Annotated in this window: 22 protein-coding genes; 18 read left to right on the top strand and 4 right to left on the bottom strand. The window is 70.1% G+C overall.

All coding sequences use genetic code 11. The features are described from left to right. Positions 1 to 4: 4 nt before the first annotated feature. Genes QM591_RS00420 through QM591_RS00405 form a run of 4 tightly spaced genes read left to right on the top strand, consistent with a single transcriptional unit; the run spans position 5 to position 5758 of the window. Positions 5 to 1525, top strand: a complete 1521-nt coding sequence (locus QM591_RS00420) for a sugar ABC transporter ATP-binding protein (RefSeq protein ID WP_415128462.1) — start codon at positions 5 to 7, stop codon at positions 1523 to 1525. Then, positions 1522 to 2532, top strand: coding sequence for an ABC transporter permease (locus QM591_RS00415; protein ID WP_415128460.1), 1011 nt, complete (start codon positions 1522 to 1524; stop codon positions 2530 to 2532). Before QM591_RS00420 ends, QM591_RS00415 begins: the two co-directional genes overlap by 4 nt. A 32-nt stretch (positions 2533 to 2564) precedes the next feature. Next, positions 2565 to 4175 (top strand): amidohydrolase, encoded by a 1611-nt coding sequence (locus QM591_RS00410; protein ID WP_415128458.1) that lies wholly within the window; start codon positions 2565 to 2567, stop codon positions 4173 to 4175. Then, positions 4172 to 5758 carry an amidohydrolase gene (locus QM591_RS00405; RefSeq protein ID WP_415128456.1) on the top strand — a complete coding sequence of 529 codons (1587 nt, stop codon included), beginning with the start codon at positions 4172 to 4174 and terminating at the stop codon, positions 5756 to 5758. The genes QM591_RS00410 and QM591_RS00405 overlap by 4 nt, the downstream gene beginning before the upstream one ends. Positions 5759 to 6149: 391 nt before the next feature. On the opposite strand, the gene QM591_RS00400 is transcribed toward QM591_RS00405, so the two are convergent. Then, positions 6150 to 7448, bottom strand: a complete 1299-nt coding sequence (locus QM591_RS00400) for a glycosyltransferase (protein ID WP_415128454.1) — start codon at positions 7446 to 7448, stop codon at positions 6150 to 6152. Between the two features lie 49 nt (positions 7449 to 7497). Here QM591_RS00400 and QM591_RS00395 point away from each other — a divergent pair, with 49 nt between their 5' ends. The 5 genes from QM591_RS00395 to QM591_RS00375 are packed head-to-tail and all read left to right on the top strand — an operon-like array spanning position 7498 to position 10801. Beyond that, on the top strand, positions 7498 to 8157 hold the full coding sequence (locus tag QM591_RS00395; RefSeq protein WP_415128452.1) for a TetR/AcrR family transcriptional regulator: 660 nt from the start codon (positions 7498 to 7500) through the stop codon (positions 8155 to 8157). A 52-nt stretch (positions 8158 to 8209) separates the two neighbouring features. Then, on the top strand, positions 8210 to 8866 hold the full coding sequence (locus QM591_RS00390; RefSeq protein WP_415128450.1) for a hypothetical protein: 657 nt from the start codon (positions 8210 to 8212) through the stop codon (positions 8864 to 8866). Then, the gene (locus QM591_RS00385) at positions 8863 to 9162 is read left to right on the top strand and encodes a transcriptional regulator (protein ID WP_415128448.1); all 300 of its coding nucleotides are present in this window, start codon (positions 8863 to 8865) and stop codon (positions 9160 to 9162) included. The genes QM591_RS00390 and QM591_RS00385 overlap by 4 nt, the downstream gene beginning before the upstream one ends. Continuing rightward, entirely contained in the window at positions 9159 to 10049 is an 891-nt protein-coding gene (locus tag QM591_RS00380; protein ID WP_415128446.1) for an ABC transporter ATP-binding protein, read from the top strand. Before QM591_RS00385 ends, QM591_RS00380 begins: the two co-directional genes overlap by 4 nt. Continuing rightward, positions 10049 to 10801, top strand: a complete 753-nt coding sequence (locus QM591_RS00375; protein ID WP_415128444.1) for an ABC transporter permease — start codon at positions 10049 to 10051, stop codon at positions 10799 to 10801. Before QM591_RS00380 ends, QM591_RS00375 begins: the two co-directional genes overlap by 1 nt. A 60-nt stretch (positions 10802 to 10861) precedes the next feature. Here QM591_RS00375 and QM591_RS00370 read toward each other — a convergent pair whose 3' ends face one another. The 3 genes from QM591_RS00370 to QM591_RS00360 form a co-directional block, all read right to left on the bottom strand. Then, a complete protein-coding gene (locus QM591_RS00370) occupies positions 10862 to 11224 on the bottom strand; it encodes a RidA family protein (RefSeq protein ID WP_415128442.1) in 363 nt (120 codons plus the stop codon). Between the two features lie 124 nt (positions 11225 to 11348). Continuing rightward, the gene (locus tag QM591_RS00365; protein ID WP_415128440.1) at positions 11349 to 11852 is read right to left on the bottom strand and encodes a hypothetical protein; all 504 of its coding nucleotides are present in this window, start codon (positions 11850 to 11852) and stop codon (positions 11349 to 11351) included. Positions 11853 to 11913: 61 nt separating this feature from the next. Beyond that, positions 11914 to 12285 (bottom strand): VOC family protein, encoded by a 372-nt coding sequence (locus QM591_RS00360; protein WP_415128438.1) that lies wholly within the window; start codon positions 12283 to 12285, stop codon positions 11914 to 11916. A 74-nt stretch (positions 12286 to 12359) separates the two neighbouring features. Between QM591_RS00360 and QM591_RS00355 the strand changes: the two genes are divergently transcribed. The 9 genes from QM591_RS00355 to QM591_RS00315 all read left to right on the top strand — a co-directional run bounded on the left by QM591_RS00355 (position 12360) and on the right by QM591_RS00315 (position 19657). Continuing rightward, positions 12360 to 12770: a MarR family winged helix-turn-helix transcriptional regulator gene (locus QM591_RS00355; protein WP_415128436.1), complete on the top strand. Its 411-nt coding sequence runs from the start codon at positions 12360 to 12362 to the stop codon at positions 12768 to 12770. Between the two features lie 20 nt (positions 12771 to 12790). After that, complete coding sequence (locus tag QM591_RS00350; RefSeq protein WP_415128434.1) at positions 12791 to 13246, top strand: DUF3817 domain-containing protein; 456 nt, start codon at positions 12791 to 12793, stop codon at positions 13244 to 13246. Between the two features lie 96 nt (positions 13247 to 13342). Next, positions 13343 to 13732, top strand: coding sequence for a hypothetical protein (locus tag QM591_RS00345; protein WP_415128432.1), 390 nt, complete (start codon positions 13343 to 13345; stop codon positions 13730 to 13732). 105 nt (positions 13733 to 13837) lie between these two features. Next, a complete protein-coding gene (locus QM591_RS00340) occupies positions 13838 to 14602 on the top strand; it encodes a DUF1684 domain-containing protein (RefSeq protein WP_415128430.1) in 765 nt (254 codons plus the stop codon). Positions 14603 to 14666: 64 nt separating this feature from the next. Continuing rightward, a complete protein-coding gene (locus QM591_RS00335; RefSeq protein ID WP_415128428.1) occupies positions 14667 to 16181 on the top strand; it encodes an ABC transporter substrate-binding protein in 1515 nt (504 codons plus the stop codon). A gap of 35 nt (positions 16182 to 16216) precedes the next feature. Further along, the gene (locus tag QM591_RS00330) at positions 16217 to 17161 is read left to right on the top strand and encodes an ABC transporter permease (protein WP_415128426.1); all 945 of its coding nucleotides are present in this window, start codon (positions 16217 to 16219) and stop codon (positions 17159 to 17161) included. Then, complete coding sequence (locus tag QM591_RS00325) at positions 17158 to 18021, top strand: ABC transporter permease (protein WP_415128424.1); 864 nt, start codon at positions 17158 to 17160, stop codon at positions 18019 to 18021. Before QM591_RS00330 ends, QM591_RS00325 begins: the two co-directional genes overlap by 4 nt. After that, complete coding sequence (locus tag QM591_RS00320) at positions 18018 to 18863, top strand: ATP-binding cassette domain-containing protein (RefSeq protein WP_415128422.1); 846 nt, start codon at positions 18018 to 18020, stop codon at positions 18861 to 18863. Before QM591_RS00325 ends, QM591_RS00320 begins: the two co-directional genes overlap by 4 nt. Continuing rightward, positions 18860 to 19657, top strand: coding sequence for an ABC transporter ATP-binding protein (locus QM591_RS00315; RefSeq protein WP_415128420.1), 798 nt, complete (start codon positions 18860 to 18862; stop codon positions 19655 to 19657). The genes QM591_RS00320 and QM591_RS00315 overlap by 4 nt, the downstream gene beginning before the upstream one ends. Positions 19658 to 19659: the final 2 nt, after the last annotated feature.

Genomic DNA, 19659 nt, shown 5'->3' with positions numbered 1-19659 from the left:
CTCCATGACGACGGACACCCCCGCATCCCCACTCCTCTCCCTCCGGGGAGTGGGGATGTCGTTCGGCGCGACCCGCGCGCTCGATGACATCCACGCCGACTTCGCGCCGGGCGAGATCGTGGGCCTTCTCGGCCACAACGGCGCCGGCAAGAGCACCCTGCTGAATCTCATCAGCGGCATCGCCCAGGCCACCGAAGGGTCGGTGCGCTTCGGCGGGGAGGAGATCGGGCGTGGTCTCACTCCCGCCGCCGCCCTCCTCGCCGGGATCACCGTGATCCACCAGGACCCTGCTCTGATCCCCGGACTCAGCGTGCTCGACAACCTCACCCTCGGTCTTCCGGGCCGCGCCGCCGGAAAGGAGCTGCGGGAGCGGGCATCGGCCGCGTTGGCACGGGTCGGACTCGACGTTCCGCTGGATCTGACCGTCGGCGCGCTGGCGATCGGCGAGCGCCAGATGCTCGAGCTCGCGCGAGGTCTCATGAACTCCCGCACCCGGCTGCTGCTGCTCGACGAGCCCACCGCAGCCCTCGGCCATGCCGAGACCGTCGCTCTGCACGCGCTCGTGCGCGATCTGGCCGCGCAGGGCGCCACGGTGGTCTACGTCTCGCACCGGCTGCCTGACGTCGTCGAGATCTGCAGCCGCATCCTCGTGCTCCGAGGGGGCGCCCTCGTCATGGACGAGCCGCTGGCCGGTCTCACTGCCGAGGCGATCGCCCGGGCTCTCGCGCCCGACAGCGACGACGTCGACCACACCCCGGCCACACCCGGCGAGGTCGCCCTGGCCACCGAGCGGTTCACCGTGCGACGCGGCGAAGTCGTCGGCCTGTACGGGATGGCCGCCGGAGAGCAGTTCGCGGCGTTGGATGCCATCACCGCCGGCGGCCCGTCGGCGGCGACCGTCGAGCTGGACGGAAAGCCGGTGCGGTTGAAAGGACCCGCCGACGCGATCGGCCACCGCGTGTACGCCGTGCCGGCCGATCGGGAGGTCGACGGACTGCTCGCCGACATGTCCGCGAAGGACAACGTCATCGTGCCCTGGCTGTCCAAGCTGGGAGCGCGCGGCTGGTGGACCTCACGGTCGACCGGCGCGCGGGAGTACGCGCATGCGCGCGAGCAGTTCGCCGTGCACGGACCCGATGGCGTCACGCCGATCTCGAGCTTCAGCGGCGGCAACCGCCAGAAGCACCTGCTCGCGCGCTGGCTGTCGGTCGAGACCCCGCGGGTGCTCCTCCTACAGCAACCCACGCAGGGCGTCGACGTCGGGGCCAAACGTGACATCACCCGGGTGGTCCGCCAGCTCGCCGCCGACGGTACCGCGGTGGTCGTGGCATCCGCCGAGGGCGATGAGATCGCCCTGACCTGCGATCGCGCCTATGTGCTGCACGACGGGCGTTCCGTCGCCGTCGCGCGCTCGGCCTCGTTCGGGGCCGACCTGCTCGAGACCCTCCTCGACATGGCCGACGCGCCTTCCGCGCCCGACCCGGCCACCCTTGTTCCCTCTGACTCGGAGATCCACCCGCTGTGAACCTTCCTCGCCTGAAACTCCTGCTCGCGCAGAACGGCATCTTCCTCGCCCTGCTCGCCCTGTTCGCCGCGTTCGCGCTGACCAATCCGAACTTCGCCGGACTCCCGAACGTCTCGAACATCCTCGGCCAATCCGTCGAGCTGGCGCTGGTCGCCCTGCCGCTGGCGCTCCTGGTGATCTCCGGTTCGATCGACTTCTCCGTGGGCTCCATCGCGTCGCTGGCGACCGTCTCCGCCGCCATCGCCATGCGCGAGACCGGCTCGTTCTGGCTCGGCGTGGCGGTCGGGCTCCTCGTCGGGGCCGCCGCCGGGGTCGTCAACGGCATCCTCGTCGCGTACTGGGGTCTGAACTCCTTCGTCGTCACCCTCGGGTTCCTGAGTGTCTGGGGCGGTCTGGCACTGCTGCTGACCAACGGCCGCGGCATCAGCGGCCGAGACCTCCCGGGGGAGTTCGCGGCGCTGGCCTCGCTCAAGATCGGGCCGTTCCCGATCACCCTCGCCATCCTGGCCGTGGCGATCGTCGTGGCCTGGTGGGTGCTGGGTCACACCGCGTTCGGCAAGCAGATCTTCGCCACGGGCGGAAGTCGCCGCGCGGCGGTGCTCATGGGCGTGCCGGTGCGCCGGGTGCAGTTCCTTCTCTTCGTGGCGACCGGGGTGGGCGCGGCTCTTGCCGGCATGCTGCTGGCGGCGAAGGTGCAGAGCGCGAGCCCCACGGTCGGCGCCGGGCTCGAACTGGATGCCCTCACCGTCGTGCTCCTGGGAGGCGTCGCGATCACCGGCGGCATCGGAAAGATCGGCGCGGTGATCGGAGGCGTGCTCTTCCTCCGGGTGCTGCGCAACGGGCTCGCCTTCCTGCAGGCGCCCCCGTTCCTGCAGACGATCCTCATCGGGGCCACGCTCGTGGTCGCCGTCGCACTCGACTCGACCGTGCAGAAGGTGGTGCGTTCGTCGTGGAGTCGCATGCGAACGCGCACTCCCGAGGCGACCACGGCGGGGGCGGCGGCATGAGCGGTGCGGACCTGATTCTTCAGGCGGATGTCGTGCACACTCTCGATGGTCACGTGGGCGCAACGCACATCGCGGTCGCCGGCGGGCGGGTTCTCGCCGTGGGCACCGCGGACGACATGGCCGTCCACGTCACCGAACACACGCGGCACGAGTCGTTCCCATGCGGCACCATCATGCCTGGGTGGAGCGACAACCACTCCCACCCGGTGTGGGGGCTGGAGATGACCGCGGGCGCCCGTCTCCTCGAAGCGGCGACGCTGGATGCCGTGCGCGACGCGCTCCGTCAAGACACCGCCCGAAGCGGTGACTGGATCATCGGCTGGGGGCTCGACTCGAACGTCTTCGCCGGGCAGGCGCGCATCGACGGATCGGTCTTCGACGACATCGCGGGCGGCCGGCCGCTCTTCCTCCGCTTCCGTGACGGGCATTCCGCCCTCGCGAATAGCGTCGCCCTGGAGCGCGCAGGGGTGACCGGGGAGGAGCAGTTCCCGGGCGCCTCGCGCATCGTCGTCGACCCGGACGGCGTGCCCACCGGGCACCTGCTCGAGATGCACGCCATGGCGCGGGTCAGCGCCTTCGTCGCGCAGCCGTCGATCGCCGACCGGGCGAAGCGGCTCCGGGGACTTCTCGAGGCGATGGCCGCGAGGGGGATCACGTCGGTGCACGCCCTCGATGCGATGGGCGACCCGCGGGAGCTGTGCGCCGAAATCGAACGCACCGGTGAGCTGCCCCTGCGCCTGCGCATCTCTCCGCTGCTGCAGCCCGGGATCACCCCCGAGGAGATCGCGCGCTGGGAACAGCTGCAGGGCAGCGGCGGTCGGCGCTGGAACGTCGGCGGCGTGAAGCTCATGCTCGACGGGACGGTCGAGGGCGGCACCGCGTGGCTCCATCACCCCGACACGCTGGGCGAAGGCACCGAGCCGCTGTGGCTGCCGCCGGAGACCTATCGCGAGGTGGTCCTGCACTACGTGACGCGCGGCATCCCGACCGCCACGCACGCCATCGGCGATCGCGCGGTGGAGTACGCGCTCGACACGCTCGCCTCCGTGCCGCCCGAGATCCGGGCGCGGGTCACGCACCGCATCGAGCACATCGAGACGCTCGAAGACGACACGATCGCGCGGATGGCATCCCTCGGGGTCATTGCGAGCGTGCAGCCGATCCACGCGCTGCACCTTCACCCCGACGGCGGCGACAACTGGACGCGGCGCTTGGGCGCGGAGCGGGCGGCGCGGGCGATCCCCACTCGGGCCCTCGCAGAGGCGGGCGTGCCCATCGTGCTCGGGTCGGACTGGCCGGTCGCCGACTTCGATCCCTTCCGCGGGTTCGCCGCGGCGGTCTCGCGGGGCGAGCGCCGTCTCGCGGGAGCCACCACGCCGGTGCCCGATCAATCTCTCGATCGGCTCACCGCCCTGCGGGGGTACACCTCGACTGCCGCCCTCGCCCGCGGCGACGCCGACCGGGCCGGGCGGATCGCGCCGGGGTATGACGCCGACCTCACCATCGTGCACGGCGATCCGATGACCGCGGACGCCGAGGATCTGCACGACCTGATCGTGCTCGCCACGATGGTCGGTGGCGACCTGCGGCGCGTCGCCCAGGCCGCTCTTGCCCCTGCTGCGGCCGGCGGTGCCGACGCGTGAGCGAGAGCCAGCTCTTCCTGTTCGAGCGGGTCGACGGGCACCCCGATGCGACGGCGATCCTCACGAGCGGAGGGCGGATCACCGCAATGCTGACGACCGCCGAGGCGGCGCAGGTCGATCGGCGGACGGCATCCGTGCACGACATCGGCGGCTGGGCGTACCCGGGATTCGTCGACAGCCACAGCCATCCGGTGCTCGCCTCGGGCCTGCTGCGCGGCGTCGACCTCTCGGCAGTGGCGAGCATCGCCGAGTTGCGTGACACGCTCGCCGGCGCGGCGCGCGACCTGCCGCCTCGCGCGTGGGTGCTCGGGTGGGGGCTCGCCTACAGCCTTTGGGGTGACGCTTCACCCGACGCCGCCTCGATCGACGGCGTGACCGGGGGGAGGCCGGTGTCGCTCCAGTTCTTCGACTGTCATGCGCTGCTGCTGGACCGCGTCGCGCTCGGGCTCGCCGATGCCGAACGCATGCCGGTGTTCGACAGCGGCTCGCGGGCGGTCACCGATGACGACGGCCGGGCGACCGGCCTCGTGCTCGAAGAAGAAGCCATGGACTACGTGCGCCGGGCGATCCCGACCGAGCCCGAAGGTACGCGGCGGGCGCGGCTGTCGGCGATCCTGCGCGACATGGCGGCATCCGGACTGACCGGCCTGCACGTGATGGATGCCCTGGGTGACGGGGTCGTCTCCTACGCCGACCTGGAGGCGCGGAGCGAGCTTCCCCTGCGCGTGAAGCTGCACCGATGGTTCACCCCGGCGATGGCCGAGGCGGGCATCGACCCGAGCGTGGCGCCGGCCGGACGGGGACGGCGGTGGCATCACCACGGGGTGAAGCTGTTCCTCGACGGCACCGTCGACAACGGCACCGCGTGGCTCAGCGACCCCGACGTGCACGGCGGGTCGCGGGCGAGCATCTGGACCGACCCAGAGGAGTACCGGCGGGTGGTGTTGGCGCTCGCGTCGGCGGGCATCCCCACCGCGACCCACGCCATCGGCGACGCCGCGATCCGGTGGGCCGCCCGCACCGCCGGCGACGCGCACGAGCGGTTCGCCGGCATCCGCCATCGCATCGAGCACCTGGAGGTGTCGGATGCCGAGGTGATCGCGGAGGTGCGCCGCAGCGGCGCGGTCGCCTCGATGCAGCCCACCCACTGCACACACTTCGTGCGGGCCGACGGCACCGACACCTGGTCGCGCCGGCTCGGTGACCGACGGCGCCACGGGTGGCCGCTGCGGTCGTTCCGCGACGCCGGGGTGCCGCTCGCCTTCGGGTCGGACTTTCCGATCGCGCCGTTCGAGCCGTTGCCGATCCTCGCCGATGCGGTGCTGCGCCGGAGGTCCGGAACGGGGGCGGAGCCGATCCGCCCCGAGGAGGGCGTCGGTATCGCCGACGGTATCGCCGGATACACCCGTGGCGCGGCGTACGCGGCTGGCGTCGAGGCGGAGGAAGGCGCGCTCGCCCCGGGGTTCCTGGCCGACATTTCGGTATTCGACGCGGATCTGTCGAAAGCAGACCCTGAAACCCTTGCTGCTGTTCACGTACGCGCGACGGTGGTCGACGGAGTGGTCTCGCGGTACGCGAGGTGAGGACGCCGCCTTGTCGGAGTCGGCCGACCATCGCCACGGCAGAGACACGACGTGGCGCGCTGATCTCTCGACATAGAGATGTCATAGGAGGGTGAGAGCGATCACCTGTGATCGCTCTTAACGTCATCCATATGACGCTTCGCAAACCAATCATCGCCGAACTCACCCACCGGAGAACCACTGCTGTCGCTAGCGTCGGCCCCGTTGTAGGCGATCAATGACTTCATCGTCGGTGACTCTCTTCCTCTTGTGGTTCCGGTGAGGGAGGGACCGGATGTGGCGGTGGCCGGAAGGCCCGGTGGCGAAAGGCCCGGCGGTGAGACGGACCCACCGCCGAACCGCCCATGGGTGCCGGCGCCCGAATCTCCCCCAGGGGGCGCCAGCACCCGGCTCAGGGGTGCTCGAGTGCGAGCAGGTGGTCCACTTCATCGCGCACGGCGTCGTGCGGCCGAGAACTGGACATGGCGGCGGCGATGATCGATGCGGCTGTGCGATAGCGGGGCTCGCCGAGCACCGCGACGACGGCCTGACGGAGATCGCCGGCGGAAGGCCGATCGGTCCGCAGGTCGACGCCGACGCCGAAGAACCGTACGCGCGCCGCCACCTCCGGCTTGTCTTCCGCGCCCGGGGCGATCACGAGGGGAACGCCCTCCGAGAGGGCGGCGAGGACCGTGCCGTATCCGCCGTTGCTGACGACGGCCGCGGTGCGGGGAAGGAGGAGGTCGTAGGGGAGGAACTCCGCCGCTCTCGCATTCGCGGGAAGAGGTCCGAGCTCGGCGATCGGCGTGCCGCCGGTGCTGAGGACGACGTGGATGTCGAGGCCCGCGAGAGCGTCGAGTGCGGGGCGGAGGAGCGTCGAGGTGTCGGCGTTCGCGAGCGTTCCCTGGGTCACATGCACGATCGGTTTGCCGTCGGACAGGTCATCCCACCAGTCGGGCACCGGGATCGAGGGGAGGGCGTGGGTCGGACGCCCCACGAAGCGCACCGCCGGGGACAGATCGGTCAGGGGGTACTCGAACTCGCGGGGGCCCAGCTGGAGCAGCCGGTCGAATCTCGAGGTCAGGTCGAGGATGAAGGGGAAATCCCGCGGGAGCGGACGGCCGGTGGCCCCCTCGAAGAGCCGGCGAGCCAGGCGCTGCGTGTCGCGGAACGCGATCTTCGTCGCCACCGTGTTGAGGAGGCGATTGCGGATGCGGCCCAGTGGCGTCCACGACGGCTGGACGGCCATTCCCGGTGGAGCGGTGTCGACGCTCAACTGGGCCAGCGGCCCGATTCCCAGGCCCACCACGGGCACGCGCTCCGTGCGGGGCAGCGCGAGGAGCGGGGTCACGCCGGCAAAGAGGTGATCGGTCATCACGAGATCGGGCTGCAGCGTGGTCAGCAGCGCTTCCAGCGTCGCCCACTGGTCGGGGAGCGGGTGGATGAAGGTGTGCTGCAGCTGGTACTGCGACAGGGCGAGGCCGCGATACCGGTGCCGGTCGGGGAGATAGGTGTCCAGGTCGCGTTCGTCGTAGTCCGCGCGCCCGTGCAGGGGAGCGAACTCGCAGCCGGCGGCATCGATCCGCGATGCAAATCGCGACCCGGTGGCGACCACGACGCGATGACCGTCGTCGACGAGCCCGCGCGCCACGGCGAGCACGGGGTCCACGTGGCCGCGCAGGGGAGCGCAGGCGAGCAGAACAGTGGACATCGGAGTGTCTCAATTCAGGTTGGAATCGGGTTCAAGTTAGAATTAGACCATGCCGACCGCAGATTCGGAACCCCGTCGTCCCTACGACGCGCGGGCACGACGGGAACGTGCCCGCGACGACCGCGCCCGCACGCGGGCTCGCGTCATCGAGGTGGCGCGCGAGGCGTTTCTCGCCGACGGGTACGGGGCGACCTCGCTCAGCGCCGTCGCGGCCGGCGCGGGGGTATCGGTGCAGACGATCTATCTGGCCGTGGGATCCAAGGCCGAGCTCCTTCGCCACGTCGTGCGTGACACGGTCCTCGCCGGCGAAGCCGTCGCGGCAGTCAGCGAGGCGTCGTGGGTCGCGGAGCTGGCGGTCGAGACGGATCCGGCGGCGCAGATCGAGATCCTCGTCCGTGAATCGGTGTCACTCGCCGCGCGTGCCTATCCGATCTGGCGCGTGATGGCGGAGGCGGCGACTCTCGACGCCGCGCTCCTGCCCGACCTGAAGGAACTCGATGACGGTCGTCATCGTGATCAGCGCGCGCTGGTGGGTCTGCTGCGCGGGGTGGTGCTGCCGCTCGATCGAGCGGCCGACATCGTGCACGGGATCCTCAGCCCCGAGCTCTGGCGGCTCTGGGGGATCGAGCGGGGGTGGCCGCGCGAGGAGGTCGAGGCCTTCGCGAGAGACGTGTTGACTCACGCCCTGCATCGCCCCCGCCCGCGCTGAGTCGCCCAGGCCCGGCTTGACGCAAACTAGTTTGCAATGCAAAGTGGTTTGCATGAGCGATGACGAACGACCCCTCGATCCGGCACAGATGTTCGACGTCATGCAGTCGACGCGTCGGCGGACGCACAGCCGCCTGACCCGCATGTACTCGACGCTCCTGTTCGTCTGGGCGGCGGCATGGTTGTTCGGGTTCGGCGCCCTCATGCTGGGGGACGGCATCGGCGGGGCGCCGGTGCTTCCCGCCCCCGTCGCCTGGGCCGTGTTCGGCACACTCATCGCTGCGGCGATCGTGTGGTCCATCGTCGCGGGAGCCCGCAGCGCCGCCTCGGGCATCTCGGGCAGGTCTCAACTGCAAGGCGCCCTGTACGGCTACTCCTGGATGATCGCGATGATCGGTGGATGGTTGATCCTCATGGGCCTGCAGAAGTCGGGGCTGTCGCCCGAGACCACCAACCTGCTGTACCCGGCGCTGTTCGTGCTCCTGGTCGGCGTGCTCTACCTGGCGGGCGGCGCGCTCTGGCGCTCGCCGGCGCAATACGTGCTGGGGATCGCCCTGATCGCCATCGTGGTCGTCGCCACCTTCGTCGGCAGTCCCTGGCACTACCTGATCTACGCGACGGCCGGGCCCCTTGCGATGGCCGTCGTGGCCGTGATGCTCCTGGGTGGCATCATCCCCGCGGAGCCGCGGTCGGGTGGAGGCGCGGCGTGACCGAGCTCGATCCCGTCATCCACACCCCGGCGCGCCTGCGGATCATGACGGCCCTCAACGAAGCGCTCGAAGACGGCGACGAGATCGCGTTCCCCGCCCTGCAGAAGCTGCTGGACATGACCGCGGGAAACCTCACCAGCCATCTCGCGAAGCTCGAAGACGCCGGCTACATCACGGTCGCCAAGACCTTCGCGGGGCGAAAGCCGGTGACCCGCGTCGCAATGACCCCCGCCGGCCGGGGCGCGTTCCGCGCCTACCGCACCGCGTTACTCGACATCCTCGGAGGATCCCGATGAGCCCCCTCATCTACACCGCATCGGTCACCAAACGGTACGGCGACAGAGTCGCCCTCGACGGAGTAACGCTGGAGGTCGGCGCGGGGGAGAGCGTGGGACTGCTCGGGCCGAACGGCGCCGGGAAGACCACGCTGCTCAGCCTGATCGAGGGCTTACGCCTGCCGACGTCCGGCGAGGTGCGCCTGTTCGGCGGAGATCCACGCGATCCGGCCTCGCGCACTCGCCTCGGGTCCACTCCGCAGGCGACCGCGCTGCCCGACGCTCTTCGCGTGGGCGAAGTAATCGACCTCGTGGCCGCGCACTATCCGTCGCCGTCGTCGCGGGATCGGATCGTGGCGGAGTTCGGGCTCGAGGATCTCGTCCGCCGCCCCTGTGGCGCGCTGTCGGGCGGCCAGCAGCGGCGGGTGGCCGTTGCCCTCGCCTTCGTCGGCGACCCCGCGCTGGTGCTGCTGGATGAGCCGACCACCGGGCTCGATGTCGATGGCCGCCGCGCCCTCTGGGAGGCGGTGCGGGCGCGCCACGCCGCCGGGTGCACGATCGTCGTGACCAGTCACCACCTCGAGGAGATCGAGCAGCTCGCTCAGCGCGTGGTCGTGGTCGACCAGGGGGTCGTGCGTGCCGACGACACGTTGTCCGCGATCGTCGCGGGGGTCTCCCGGCGGCGCGTCACGGTGTCGAACGTCGACTCCGCCACGGCCCAGTCGCTGGATCCCGAGGCCGTCATCACCCAGGAGGGTGAGAAGGTGATGGCGCTCGTCGCCGACGCGGATGCGTTCGTGCGCGCGCTGGTCCAGACGGGCGTGCCGTTCCGCGACCTCGCCGTCCGAGGGGCCAGCCTCGAAGAGGCGTTCCTCGCGCTCACCGCGACCCCGAAAGGAACCCGCTGATGTCCACGCTCGCCCTTTCGGCCGTGTACACGAAGTACAACCTCATCGAGACCGCCCGCGTGCCGATCGCCGTGATCGGCTCGGTGGTCTTCCCCACGCTCGCCTTCTGCATGTTCGTGCTGCCCCAGGGCGTCGTGACGGCCGATCCGACGTTCGCGACGGCCGCGGTCGCCTCGATGGTGGTGTTCGCCTTCATGGCGTCGGGCCTTTTCTCGATCGGTCTGGAGCTCTCCGAGCAGCGCTCAAAGCCCTGGGCACCCTACCTGCGCACGTTGCCCGGCTCCGCGGTCGCGCGACCGATCGGGCTGATTGCGGCGACCCTCGTCATCTCGCTCGCCGCCATGATCCCGCTCCTCGTGGTGGGGGGTCTGTTCACAGCGGCCCGTCCGGGACTGATGCCGATGCTCGCCGCGATCGGCCTCGTCGTGCTGACCGCCGTGCCGTCCATGCTCATCGGCGTCGTGATCGGCACTGCCTGCGGACCGAAGGCAGCCATCGCGGTGACGCAGGTCGCCATGTTCCTGCTGGCCTTCGGTGGTGGCCTCTTCCTGCCGCCGATGCTCTTCCCGGAGTGGCTCGATGCGGCATCCCGCGTGCTGCCGGTGCGGCAGGCACGTGAGATCGTGCTGGCCGCGGCACTGGGCGAGGCCGTGCCGGTGTGGGCCGCGCTCGGGATCATCGCGTGGACGGCGGCGCTGGGTGTCATAGCCGTATGGCTGTCGCGCCGCGATGAGGGCCGGCGCTTCCGCTGAACTCGCCCGGCGGCGGAGGTGGCGACGCGGTGAAGCTCCTCGAGAGCGTCTCCGCGGGTGTCAGGGAGTCGCCGGACGGTACGCGACCGCGTCCAGTTGGAACCTCAGGCCGCGGTGCGCGAACGCGGTCTGGATCGACTTGCGGGCGGGGTAGCCGCCGTGGAACCGCTCGCGGAACGCCGCCTCCATGACCGGGATGTCCCAGATGTCTGCGAAGAGCGCGTCGACCTTCACGACGTCGGAGAGAGTAAGGCCGATGGCGAGCAGGCGCGCTTCGAGCGCGTCGAGTGCGCCGTGGACCTGTTGACTCGTCGACCCGTCGGTGTCGCCGACGCAGTACGACACGAAGACCATGCCGCCCGCTTCCACGGCCCCGGCGTGTGCCCAGTGCTCGTCGATGTCCGATCGATGGATGGCTGTCACGTCGCACACTGTACGGCGTCGACGGAGCGGTGAGAGTGGGGCTCCGCCGTGTCAATCGGGTGGCGCCGCGGTGGTCACCGGTTCGCAGGATCCTCGCGTGGGTCGCAGCGTGCGGCGAGCGTGGTCAGTGGGCGAACACGATGTACAGCGCGAACACCGCCCACACGACCGTGATGCTGACGGGGATGAACAGATCGAGCTTGAGCCGGGTCTGCCTCATCGTCCGAAAACGCTGACCCGCCGGCATCGGGATCTGCGACGCCACTCGAGCGCGCAGCGGCCGGCCCCGCCAGAGATTGGCGTAGGCACGCTCTGACAGGCGGCTGTCGTCGGACGCGCCACGGAGATCACCCGCTCCGGTGAAGCGCGATCCGAGATCGAACTTGTGGAAGTCGACGATCGCGCACCGCGCGAAGATCACGGGGAAGAAGACGTACCAGGTGGTGACCATCGCGAGGACGAGGACGGTGAAGAAGGGCAGTTTGTCGCCCGCGCCGAGCAGGATCGCGCCGACCGCCAGATAGAGCGACTGCGCGGACATCGACAGCCCGCGATACGACTGTACGTTGGCCTCGTAGGTCGACCACTGGCTGTCGGGGCTGATGTGTCCCTGGTTCTGCTCGAGCATGCCTCCGAGCCTATGCAGTCACGCCCGCACGGGCGGGGAGGCGCTCGCTTCGTGTGCGGCGTCAGTTCCAGGAGGGGAGTTGCTGCAGCGTCCACGTGTTGCCGTCGGGATCGGAGAAGCGGACGAAGCGGCCCCACTCCTGCTCGTCTACCCCGTCGGCATCGACGCCGGCATCGCGCAACTGTGCGAGCGCCGCGTCGGCATCGGGAACAACCACCTGGATGCTGTCTTGCGTGCCAGGAGCCATCGACAGACCGAGCCCTTCGCCGATCGCGATCGAGCAGGCCGATCCGGGCGGCGTGAGCTGCACGAACCGCAGGTCAGGCGAGGGGCGATGGTCGTGGTCGGCGTGGAAGCCGATGCGCACGTAGAAGTCCTTCGCGCGGTCCACGTCGGTCACCGGAACGAAAATGAGCTCGATCTTCCAGTCCATGGGGTCTTCCTCTCTGACAATGTCACGGTACGCCGGGCCTCGGACATCCGAGCCGGATCGTTAGCATGGTGCCTATGACCGACGACTCCCCGCGCTTCAGTCCCGTCATCGCGCTTCTCGCGGTGTCGGCGATGTGGGAAGGGCAGCTGTCCGCCGTGCTGAAGGACCTCGGGATCACCACGCGCAAGTTCGGCCTGCTGGGGCACATCTACGCCGAGCCCGGGATCTCGTTCTCGGAGCTCGCGCGCCGCTCGCACATCACGGTGCAGTCGGCTCACACGGCCGTTCGCTCTCTCGTCGACGAGGGCCTGGTGCAGGACGCCACCGCCCACGCGGGAGCAGCCAGCGACCTGAACGTCACCCCCAAGGGTGCTCGTGTGCTGCGAGAGGCGCGCGAGCGGTTGGCCGAGCTCGACGGCGCCCTGTCGCAGCGCCTGCCGAAGGTGGCCGAGTCGCTCGACGGAATCCGCGCCGGAATCGTCTAGCCTTCAGGTAAGCTGAAGGCGTGTTCCGAACGCCTCTCTCCGCCTTTCGCCTGCTCGCGTTCGCCGAAGCGGTCACGTGGACCCTCCTCATCGCGGCGCTCATCCTGCGCGCCGCCGCGGGCTGGGCGCCGGCCGTCACGATCGCAGGCGGGATCCACGGGTTCGTCTTCCTCTCCTATGGGGCGACCGCGATCCTCGTGGCGCTCAACAACCGCTGGCCCGTCGGCAGCGCCGCGCTCGCGGTCGTCTCGGCGGTGATTCCGTATGCGACGATCCCGGTCGAGCGGTGGCTCGTGCGACGCGGCCGGCTCGATGGTCGCTGGCGCACGGGGAAGGGGGACGGTGACGGCCGCTGGTACGACGGGCCGCTGCGCTGGTTCCTCCGACGGCCCTGGGTCCTGGTGCTGCTGATCGTCGCCGCGGTCACGGCGCTGTTCGTCGTGCTGCTGGTGGTGGGTCCGCCCGGAGGTAAATGAGCCCGGGTAAATGAGCCCGGGCAAATGAGCCCGGGCAAACGAGCGCAAAGCCACGCGATCGGGGGAAGACGTGATCCCGCGCGGTAGCGTGTCGGGATGATCCGCTCCGGTGCCCGCATCCTCCTCGCCATCGTGCTGCTGGTCGCGGGCGCGGCTCATCTCTCGGCCCTTCGGAGAGGATTCCGGATCGTGGTCCCCGACTGGGCCGCTCGCCTCCTGCACACCGATAAGGACACGATCGTCGTGGTCTCGGGCGTGGTCGAGATCATGCTCGGGGCCGGCCTCGTGCTGCTGCCCCGTGAGCGTCGCCGCGTGGGCGCGGCGGTGGCGGCCTTCCTCGTCGCCGTCTTCCCCGGGAACCTCCATCAGTGGCGGCGCGGGACCTCCGCCCCCGGACTCGACACCGACGCCCGGCGACTGGCCCGGCTCTTCCTGCAGCCGGTGCTGGTGGCGTGGGCCCTGTGGTCCACGCGGTCCGCGCGCTGATCCCGCTCGACCATGGGCCCGCGCACGTCGCCGCCCGACAGATCCATTCAGGTGAAACAGACAGCAACGGAATTTCTCACGCGTGCGCGCGTTTGATTGCCTGTCATGGTGAGTGTGAATGCAACCGGGTCCGATGATCTCCGAACGGCCGAAGCCGAGTACCGTGCGTGGTCGGAGGCGCGTCGCGCGGCGGTGACCGGACCCCACGGGGCGCTCGCCCTCGTGCTCACGCACTGGTCGGAGCCCGGTGCCGCGCCGGTGCCGGAGGACGTCGCCCGCGAGGGCCACCCCGACACCGCCCTCTTCTCGCGACTCGAGCGCGCCGACATCGACACCGGTCTGCCGCAGCAGGGTTATCGCATCTGGCGACAGGACTCGCCCGCCGCGACCGCGTTCGAGGACATCGAGCGATACGCCTACGATCCCGCCTGGGTCATCGACGGGCGGTTCGAGCTGGTCGACGAAGACCGCGTCGTCCCCTTCGAGCACATCCGCGACGCCGGAGCCACCCGTAGCCTTCCGGTGTCGGGAGACCTCGTGTTCGAGCTGGAGGGCACGGAGTACCGTCTCGCCGCCTTCGATACGGTCTCGGGCGGCACCGCGAAGCTACAGCTCGTCTTCGGCGACCGGACCAACGGCTCGGAGACATACGGCGCCGGCCGCTTCCTGTTCCTCGACCGCCCGGCGGTCGGCCGCGAGGCGGGAGAGCGGACCACACCGGTCACGGTCGACTTCAACCGTGCGACGGTGCCGCCCTGCGGCTTCTCGTCGCAGATGAACTGCCCGCTCCCGCCCGCGCAGAACCGGCTGCCGTTCCCGGTGCGTGCGGGCGAGAAGCGCGTCCGATTCGCCGACGGCTTCTCCCTCTGACCCCTCCGCGTCCGGCGGACCGCACCCCGCCTGGTCGACCCTCACCCACAGCAAAGGACCTGACGTGACCTCACGCCGCCTCGCCCGATTCCTCACGGCCGCCGCCGCGGCCACCGCCGGGCTGCTCGTGCTCGCCGGCTGCGCCGCGGGCACGCCGAGCCCGAGCTCTAGTGCCGCGGCCGACCCGACGGCCGAGATCGTCGTCGGATCGCAGAACGAGCCCACGAACCTCGACCAGATCTTCGGCGGATCCTCGGGGGTGACGGAGGTCTTCACCGGAAACGTCTACGAGGGGCTCTTCCGCATCACCGACGACGCGACGGTCGAACCGCTCCTGGCCGCCGAGACGACCGTGTCGGATGACGGCCTGGTGTACACCTTCACGCTGCAGGACGCGACCTTCCATTCCGGAAAAACGCTGACAGCCGACGACGTCAAGTACAGCCTCGACCGATTCGTCGGCGACGACTCGATCGCCGCGCGCAAGCGCCAGCTCAGCGTCATCGATCACGTGGACGTCGTCGACCCGAAGACCGTCGCGGTCACCCTGTCGCAGCCGTCGATCAGCTTCACCTACAACCTCGGCTACGTGTGGATCGTCAACTCCGAGGCGGGCGATCTGACCACCTCGGCCGACGGCACCGGCCCGTACGCGCTCGCGGACTACCGCAAGGGCGACTCGATCACCCTCGACGTGAACGCCGACTACTGGGGAGGGGCGCCGGCCAACGGGGGTGTCGTCTACCAGTACTACGCCGACCCCACCGCGCTCGACAACGCGCTGCGCACCGGCGCCGTCGACCTCGTCACGAGCCAGTCGAACCCCGACAGCCTCGCGGAGTTCGAGGCCTCCGGCTTCCAGATCATCGAGGGAACCTCGACGACGAAGGAGCTGCTCGCCTTCAACGACCGCAACGCGCCGTTCGACGAGGTCGCCGTGCGCAAGGCGGTCTACTCCGCGATCGATCGCGCGAAGCTCCTGGATGCGATCTGGGACGGCCGCGGGGAGCTCATCGGGTCGATGGTCCCGCCGTCCGAGCCGTGGTACCTCGACCTCGCCGACAACAACCCCTACGATCCCGCGCTGTCGAAGAAGCTCCTCGCCGAGGCCGGGTACGCCGACGGGTTCACGTTCACGATCGACACCCCCGACTCCGGTGTCCACTCCACCGTCGCCGAGTTCGTGAAGTCGGAGCTCGCGAAGGTCGGCATCACGGTGGAGATCAACATCATCACCGACGACGAGTGGTACCAGAAGGTGTACACCGACACCGACTTCGAGGCGACCCTGCAGGGCCACGTCAACGACCGCGACATCAACTTCTACGGCAACCCCGATTTCTACTGGGGCTACGACAACGCCGATGTGCAGAAGTGGTTGAGCGAGTCGGAGGCCGCCGGCAGCGTCGAGGAGCAGACGGAGCTCATCAAGAAGGCCAACCAGCAGATCTCCGACGATGCGGCGAGCGTGTGGCTCTACCTCAACCCGCAGCTGCGCATCGCCGCCGAGGGCATCTCGGGTGTGCCGCAGAATGGACTGAACTCGCTGTTCTACGTGTACGACATCACCAAGGCGTAGCAATCACTCGGTACCTCCTTCGACGAACAGGATTGTTGCTGCTGGCCTTCGCGCTGGCGGTGACGATCCTGTTCGTCGTCCTCCGCGTGCTGGGCAATCCCGTGTTCGCCCTCATCTCGGTGGGAGCCACCGACGCGGAGGTCGCCGCGGCGGCCGCGCGCCTGGGGGTCGACCGCCCCCTCCCGGAGCAGTTCGTCTCCTACCTCGCCCAGCTCGCCTCGTTCGACCTCGGCCAGTCCTTCACCAACCATCTGTCGGTGGGGGACGAGATCGTCCGCCGCCTCAACGTCACCCTCCCGCTCACGCTCCTCTCCTTCGCACTGTCGGCGCTGATCGCGATCCCGGTGGGGTTCTTCGCCGCGTGGAAGTCCCGCACCTGGTACGGCACCGCCTTCTCGGCGATGACGCAGCTCGGGGGAGCGATTCCGGTCTTCTGGGTCGGGATCCTGCTCGTCTCGGTGCTCTCTCTCGGCTGGCGGCTGTTCCCCGCGGGAGGGTTCCCGCGCACCGATTGGGAGGATCCGGGAGCGGCGCTGTATGCCCTCGCTCTGCCCGTGCTCACGATCGCCCTGGTGGCCGGCAGCGACCTGGCCCGCTACGTCCGCAGCGCGACGCTCGACGTGTTGGGGCAGCAGTACCTCCGGGCGGCGCGGGCCACCGGTCAGAGCTTCGGCACCGCGATGTGGCGTCACGGGGTGCGTAACGGTGTCGTCCCGCTCATCTCGATCCTCGCGATCCAGCTGTCGACCACGTTCGTGGGCGCCGTCATCATCGAGCGCGTCTTCGCGCTCCCGGGGCTCGGCGACATGCTCCTGGTCGGGATCAAAGAGCAGGACTTCCCCAGCATCCAGGGGGTCCTCCTGTTCTCGACCGCGCTCGTCCTCCTCCTCGGGTTCGCGGCCGACATCACGCAGCGCCTCATCGATCCGCGGCTGCGCGACTCCCTCTCCGGCAACCGGCGAACGCGGGCCCGCGCATGACCACCGCCCTGCTCCCCGCTCCCGCCGCCGTACGCTCCCGTCCGCGGCGTCGGCGCTCGGTCAACCTGATCGTCGGCGGCGCGCTGTTCGGCGTCATCGCCGTCGTCGGTCTGCTGTCTTTCTTCTGGACGCCCTACGCTCCCGACGACACCGCGGGCGGGCGGTTGCAGCCGCCCTCGGCCGAGCACTGGATCGGAACCGATCGCCTCGGTCGGGACCTGTTCACTCAGCTCATGATCGGCGCCCGTCTCGCCCTGGCCGTGGGCTTCGGTTCGGTCGTCATCGCGGCCGTCGTCGGCATCGCGCTGGGACTGCTCGCCGCTGTCGCTCGCCGTTGGGTCGACGACGCCCTGTCCAGCCTGCTGGACATCGCGATCGCCTTCCCGACGCTGTTGCTGGCGATGCTGATCGTCGCGTGGCGCGGAGCCTCGCTGGAGTCGGCGATCCTCGCGATCGGACTCGCGGGGGCCGCAGTGATCGCGCGCCTCACCCGCGTGACGGCCACCCGCGTCCTTGCGCAGGACTATGTGACCGCCGCGCGCACTTCCGGCACGGGGACGCTCGGGATCCTTCGCGACCACGTGCTCCGCAACGTCTGGCCGACGCTCATCGTGCCCTTGGCGCTGCAGTTCGGCGGAGCCGTGGGTGCCGAGGCATCGCTCTCCTACTTGGGGCTCGGCTCGCCGCCTCCCAACGCCTCCTGGGGGCGCATGCTGCAGGAGGCGCAGAGTACCGTCCTCATCGCCCCGACCGCCGCGATCGTCCCCGGCGTGCTCCTGGTCGCCCTCATCGTCGGCATGAACCTGCTTGCCGACGGCATCCGGGACATCGCCGACCCCACGACGAGGAGCATCGGATGACCGCGGCGCTGGAGATCACCGGGCTGTCGGTGCGATCGACTCTCGACACCGACACTCCGCTCGTGCACCGTATCGATCTCGCCGTCGCACCCGGGGAGCGGATCGGCATCGTCGGCGAGTCGGGATCGGGCAAGTCCCTCACCGCGCTCGCGGTGTTGGGTCTCCTGCCCTATCCGCTCACGGCGGAAGGATCGGTGCGACTGGCGCCGGACGACGAGGTCGTCGAGGTGATCGGTGCCCGCTCCCGGCGGCTCGATCGCGTGCGCGGCGCGGTCGTCGGCGCGGTCTTCCAAGAGCCCCTGGCCTCGCTGGATCCGCTCATGCGAGTCGGAGCCCAGCTCGCCTGGCCGCTGCGCCGCCACCGCGGGCTGCGCGGCGAGGCCCTTCGGCGCGCCGTGCTCGACGCGCTCGCCGATGTGCAGCTGACCGATCCGGAGCGGATCGCGCGCTCGCTCATCCACGAGATCTCGGGTGGCCAGCGCCAGCGCGCGGCCATCGCCTTGGCGCTGGCGGCGGGGCCGCAGATCCTCATCGCCGACGAGCCCACCACCGCCCTCGACGTCACGGTGCAGGCGGGGATCCTCGAACTGCTCGAGCGCGAAGTGCGTGAGCGCGGGATGACGCTCCTGTTCATCAGCCACGACCTTCCCGTCATCGCGGGGATCGCCGATCGCGTGCTGGTGCTCCGGCACGGGCGGCAGGTCGAGCTCGACACGACGGCGCGCATCCTGCACGCGCCGGGCGATCCGTACACGGCACGACTCGTCGAGGCCTCCCGCCGCCTCGACGACCTCCTTCCGGCCCTCGATACAGACCTCGGTGCAGAGGAGCCTGCCTCATGACCGGCGTCGCACCACCCCCGCTCCTGAGCGCCGAGGGGATCTCCGTCGCCTACGGCGCCCGGACCGTGCTCTCCGACGTGTCGGTCTCGGTCTCTCCGGGAGACAGCCTGGGGCTCGTGGGGGAGTCCGGCGCGGGAAAGACGACAGTGCTCCGTGCCCTCCTCGGCCTTCTCGCTCCCACGACGGGGACGGTGAGGTTCGCGGGGGAGACGCTCAGCGCCGACGGACGCCGTGTCGCACCCCGCCATACCCGACGCGCGTTCCGTCGTGCCGTGCAGCCCGTCTTCCAAGACCCGTACTCCTCGCTGGACCCGCGGATGCCGGTCGGACGCTCGATCGCCGAGCCGCTCCGCTCGCTGGGCATCGGCGGCGACCATCGCGCTCGCGTGGCCGAGCTGCTCGCGGCGGTCGAGCTTCCCACCGACGCCGCCGACCGATACCCGGACGCCTTCTCCGGTGGTCAGCGCCAGCGCATCGCGATCGCGAGGGCGCTGGCGCCGCGGCCGCAGATCCTGCTGGCCGACGAGCCGGTGAGCGCCCTCGACACGTCGGTGCGGATGCAGGTGATCGAGCTCCTGCAGCGTCTCGCGCACGACCAGGGAATCGGGTTCCTGCTCGTCTCACACGACCTCACGATCGTCGCCGCCCTCTGCGACCGCATGGCCGTGCTGGAGTCGGGACGCATCGTCGAGCAAGGTCCCACGGAACGTGTCCTCACCGCTCCCACACATCCCTATACGCGACGGCTGCGCTCCTCCGTCCCCCGCCTTCCGCCGCGCTCGGCAGACGGGTGAAC

It is taken from the genome of Microbacterium sp. (assembly GCF_047607225.1).
GTDB lineage: Bacteria > Actinomycetota > Actinomycetes > Actinomycetales > Microbacteriaceae > Microbacterium.
This window is presented reverse-complemented; position numbering and strand designations above follow the sequence as displayed.

What these genes read in the sequence shown, in the direction of transcription:
- QM591_RS00400 (WP_415128454.1), bottom strand. Translation starts at nt 7,448, where the DNA reads ATGTCCACTGTTCTGCTCGCCTGCGCTCCCCTGCGCGGCCACGTGGAC.
- QM591_RS00355 (WP_415128436.1), top strand. Translation starts at nt 12,360, where the DNA reads ATGACCGACGACTCCCCGCGCTTCAGTCCCGTCATCGCGCTTCTCGCG.
- QM591_RS00375 (WP_415128444.1), top strand. Translation starts at nt 10,049, where the DNA reads ATGTCCACGCTCGCCCTTTCGGCCGTGTACACGAAGTACAACCTCATC.
- QM591_RS00360 (WP_415128438.1), bottom strand. Translation starts at nt 12,285, where the DNA reads ATGGACTGGAAGATCGAGCTCATTTTCGTTCCGGTGACCGACGTGGAC.
- QM591_RS00390 (WP_415128450.1), top strand. Translation starts at nt 8,210, where the DNA reads ATGAGCGATGACGAACGACCCCTCGATCCGGCACAGATGTTCGACGTC.
- QM591_RS00325 (WP_415128424.1), top strand. Translation starts at nt 17,158, where the DNA reads ATGACCACCGCCCTGCTCCCCGCTCCCGCCGCCGTACGCTCCCGTCCG.
- QM591_RS00365 (WP_415128440.1), bottom strand. Translation starts at nt 11,852, where the DNA reads ATGCTCGAGCAGAACCAGGGACACATCAGCCCCGACAGCCAGTGGTCG.
- QM591_RS00340 (WP_415128430.1), top strand. Translation starts at nt 13,838, where the DNA reads ATGGTGAGTGTGAATGCAACCGGGTCCGATGATCTCCGAACGGCCGAA.
- QM591_RS00420 (WP_415128462.1), top strand. Translation starts at nt 5, where the DNA reads ATGACGACGGACACCCCCGCATCCCCACTCCTCTCCCTCCGGGGAGTG.
- QM591_RS00395 (WP_415128452.1), top strand. Translation starts at nt 7,498, where the DNA reads ATGCCGACCGCAGATTCGGAACCCCGTCGTCCCTACGACGCGCGGGCA.
- QM591_RS00320 (WP_415128422.1), top strand. Translation starts at nt 18,018, where the DNA reads ATGACCGCGGCGCTGGAGATCACCGGGCTGTCGGTGCGATCGACTCTC.
- QM591_RS00345 (WP_415128432.1), top strand. Translation starts at nt 13,343, where the DNA reads ATGATCCGCTCCGGTGCCCGCATCCTCCTCGCCATCGTGCTGCTGGTC.
- QM591_RS00380 (WP_415128446.1), top strand. Translation starts at nt 9,159, where the DNA reads ATGAGCCCCCTCATCTACACCGCATCGGTCACCAAACGGTACGGCGAC.
- QM591_RS00315 (WP_415128420.1), top strand. Translation starts at nt 18,860, where the DNA reads ATGACCGGCGTCGCACCACCCCCGCTCCTGAGCGCCGAGGGGATCTCC.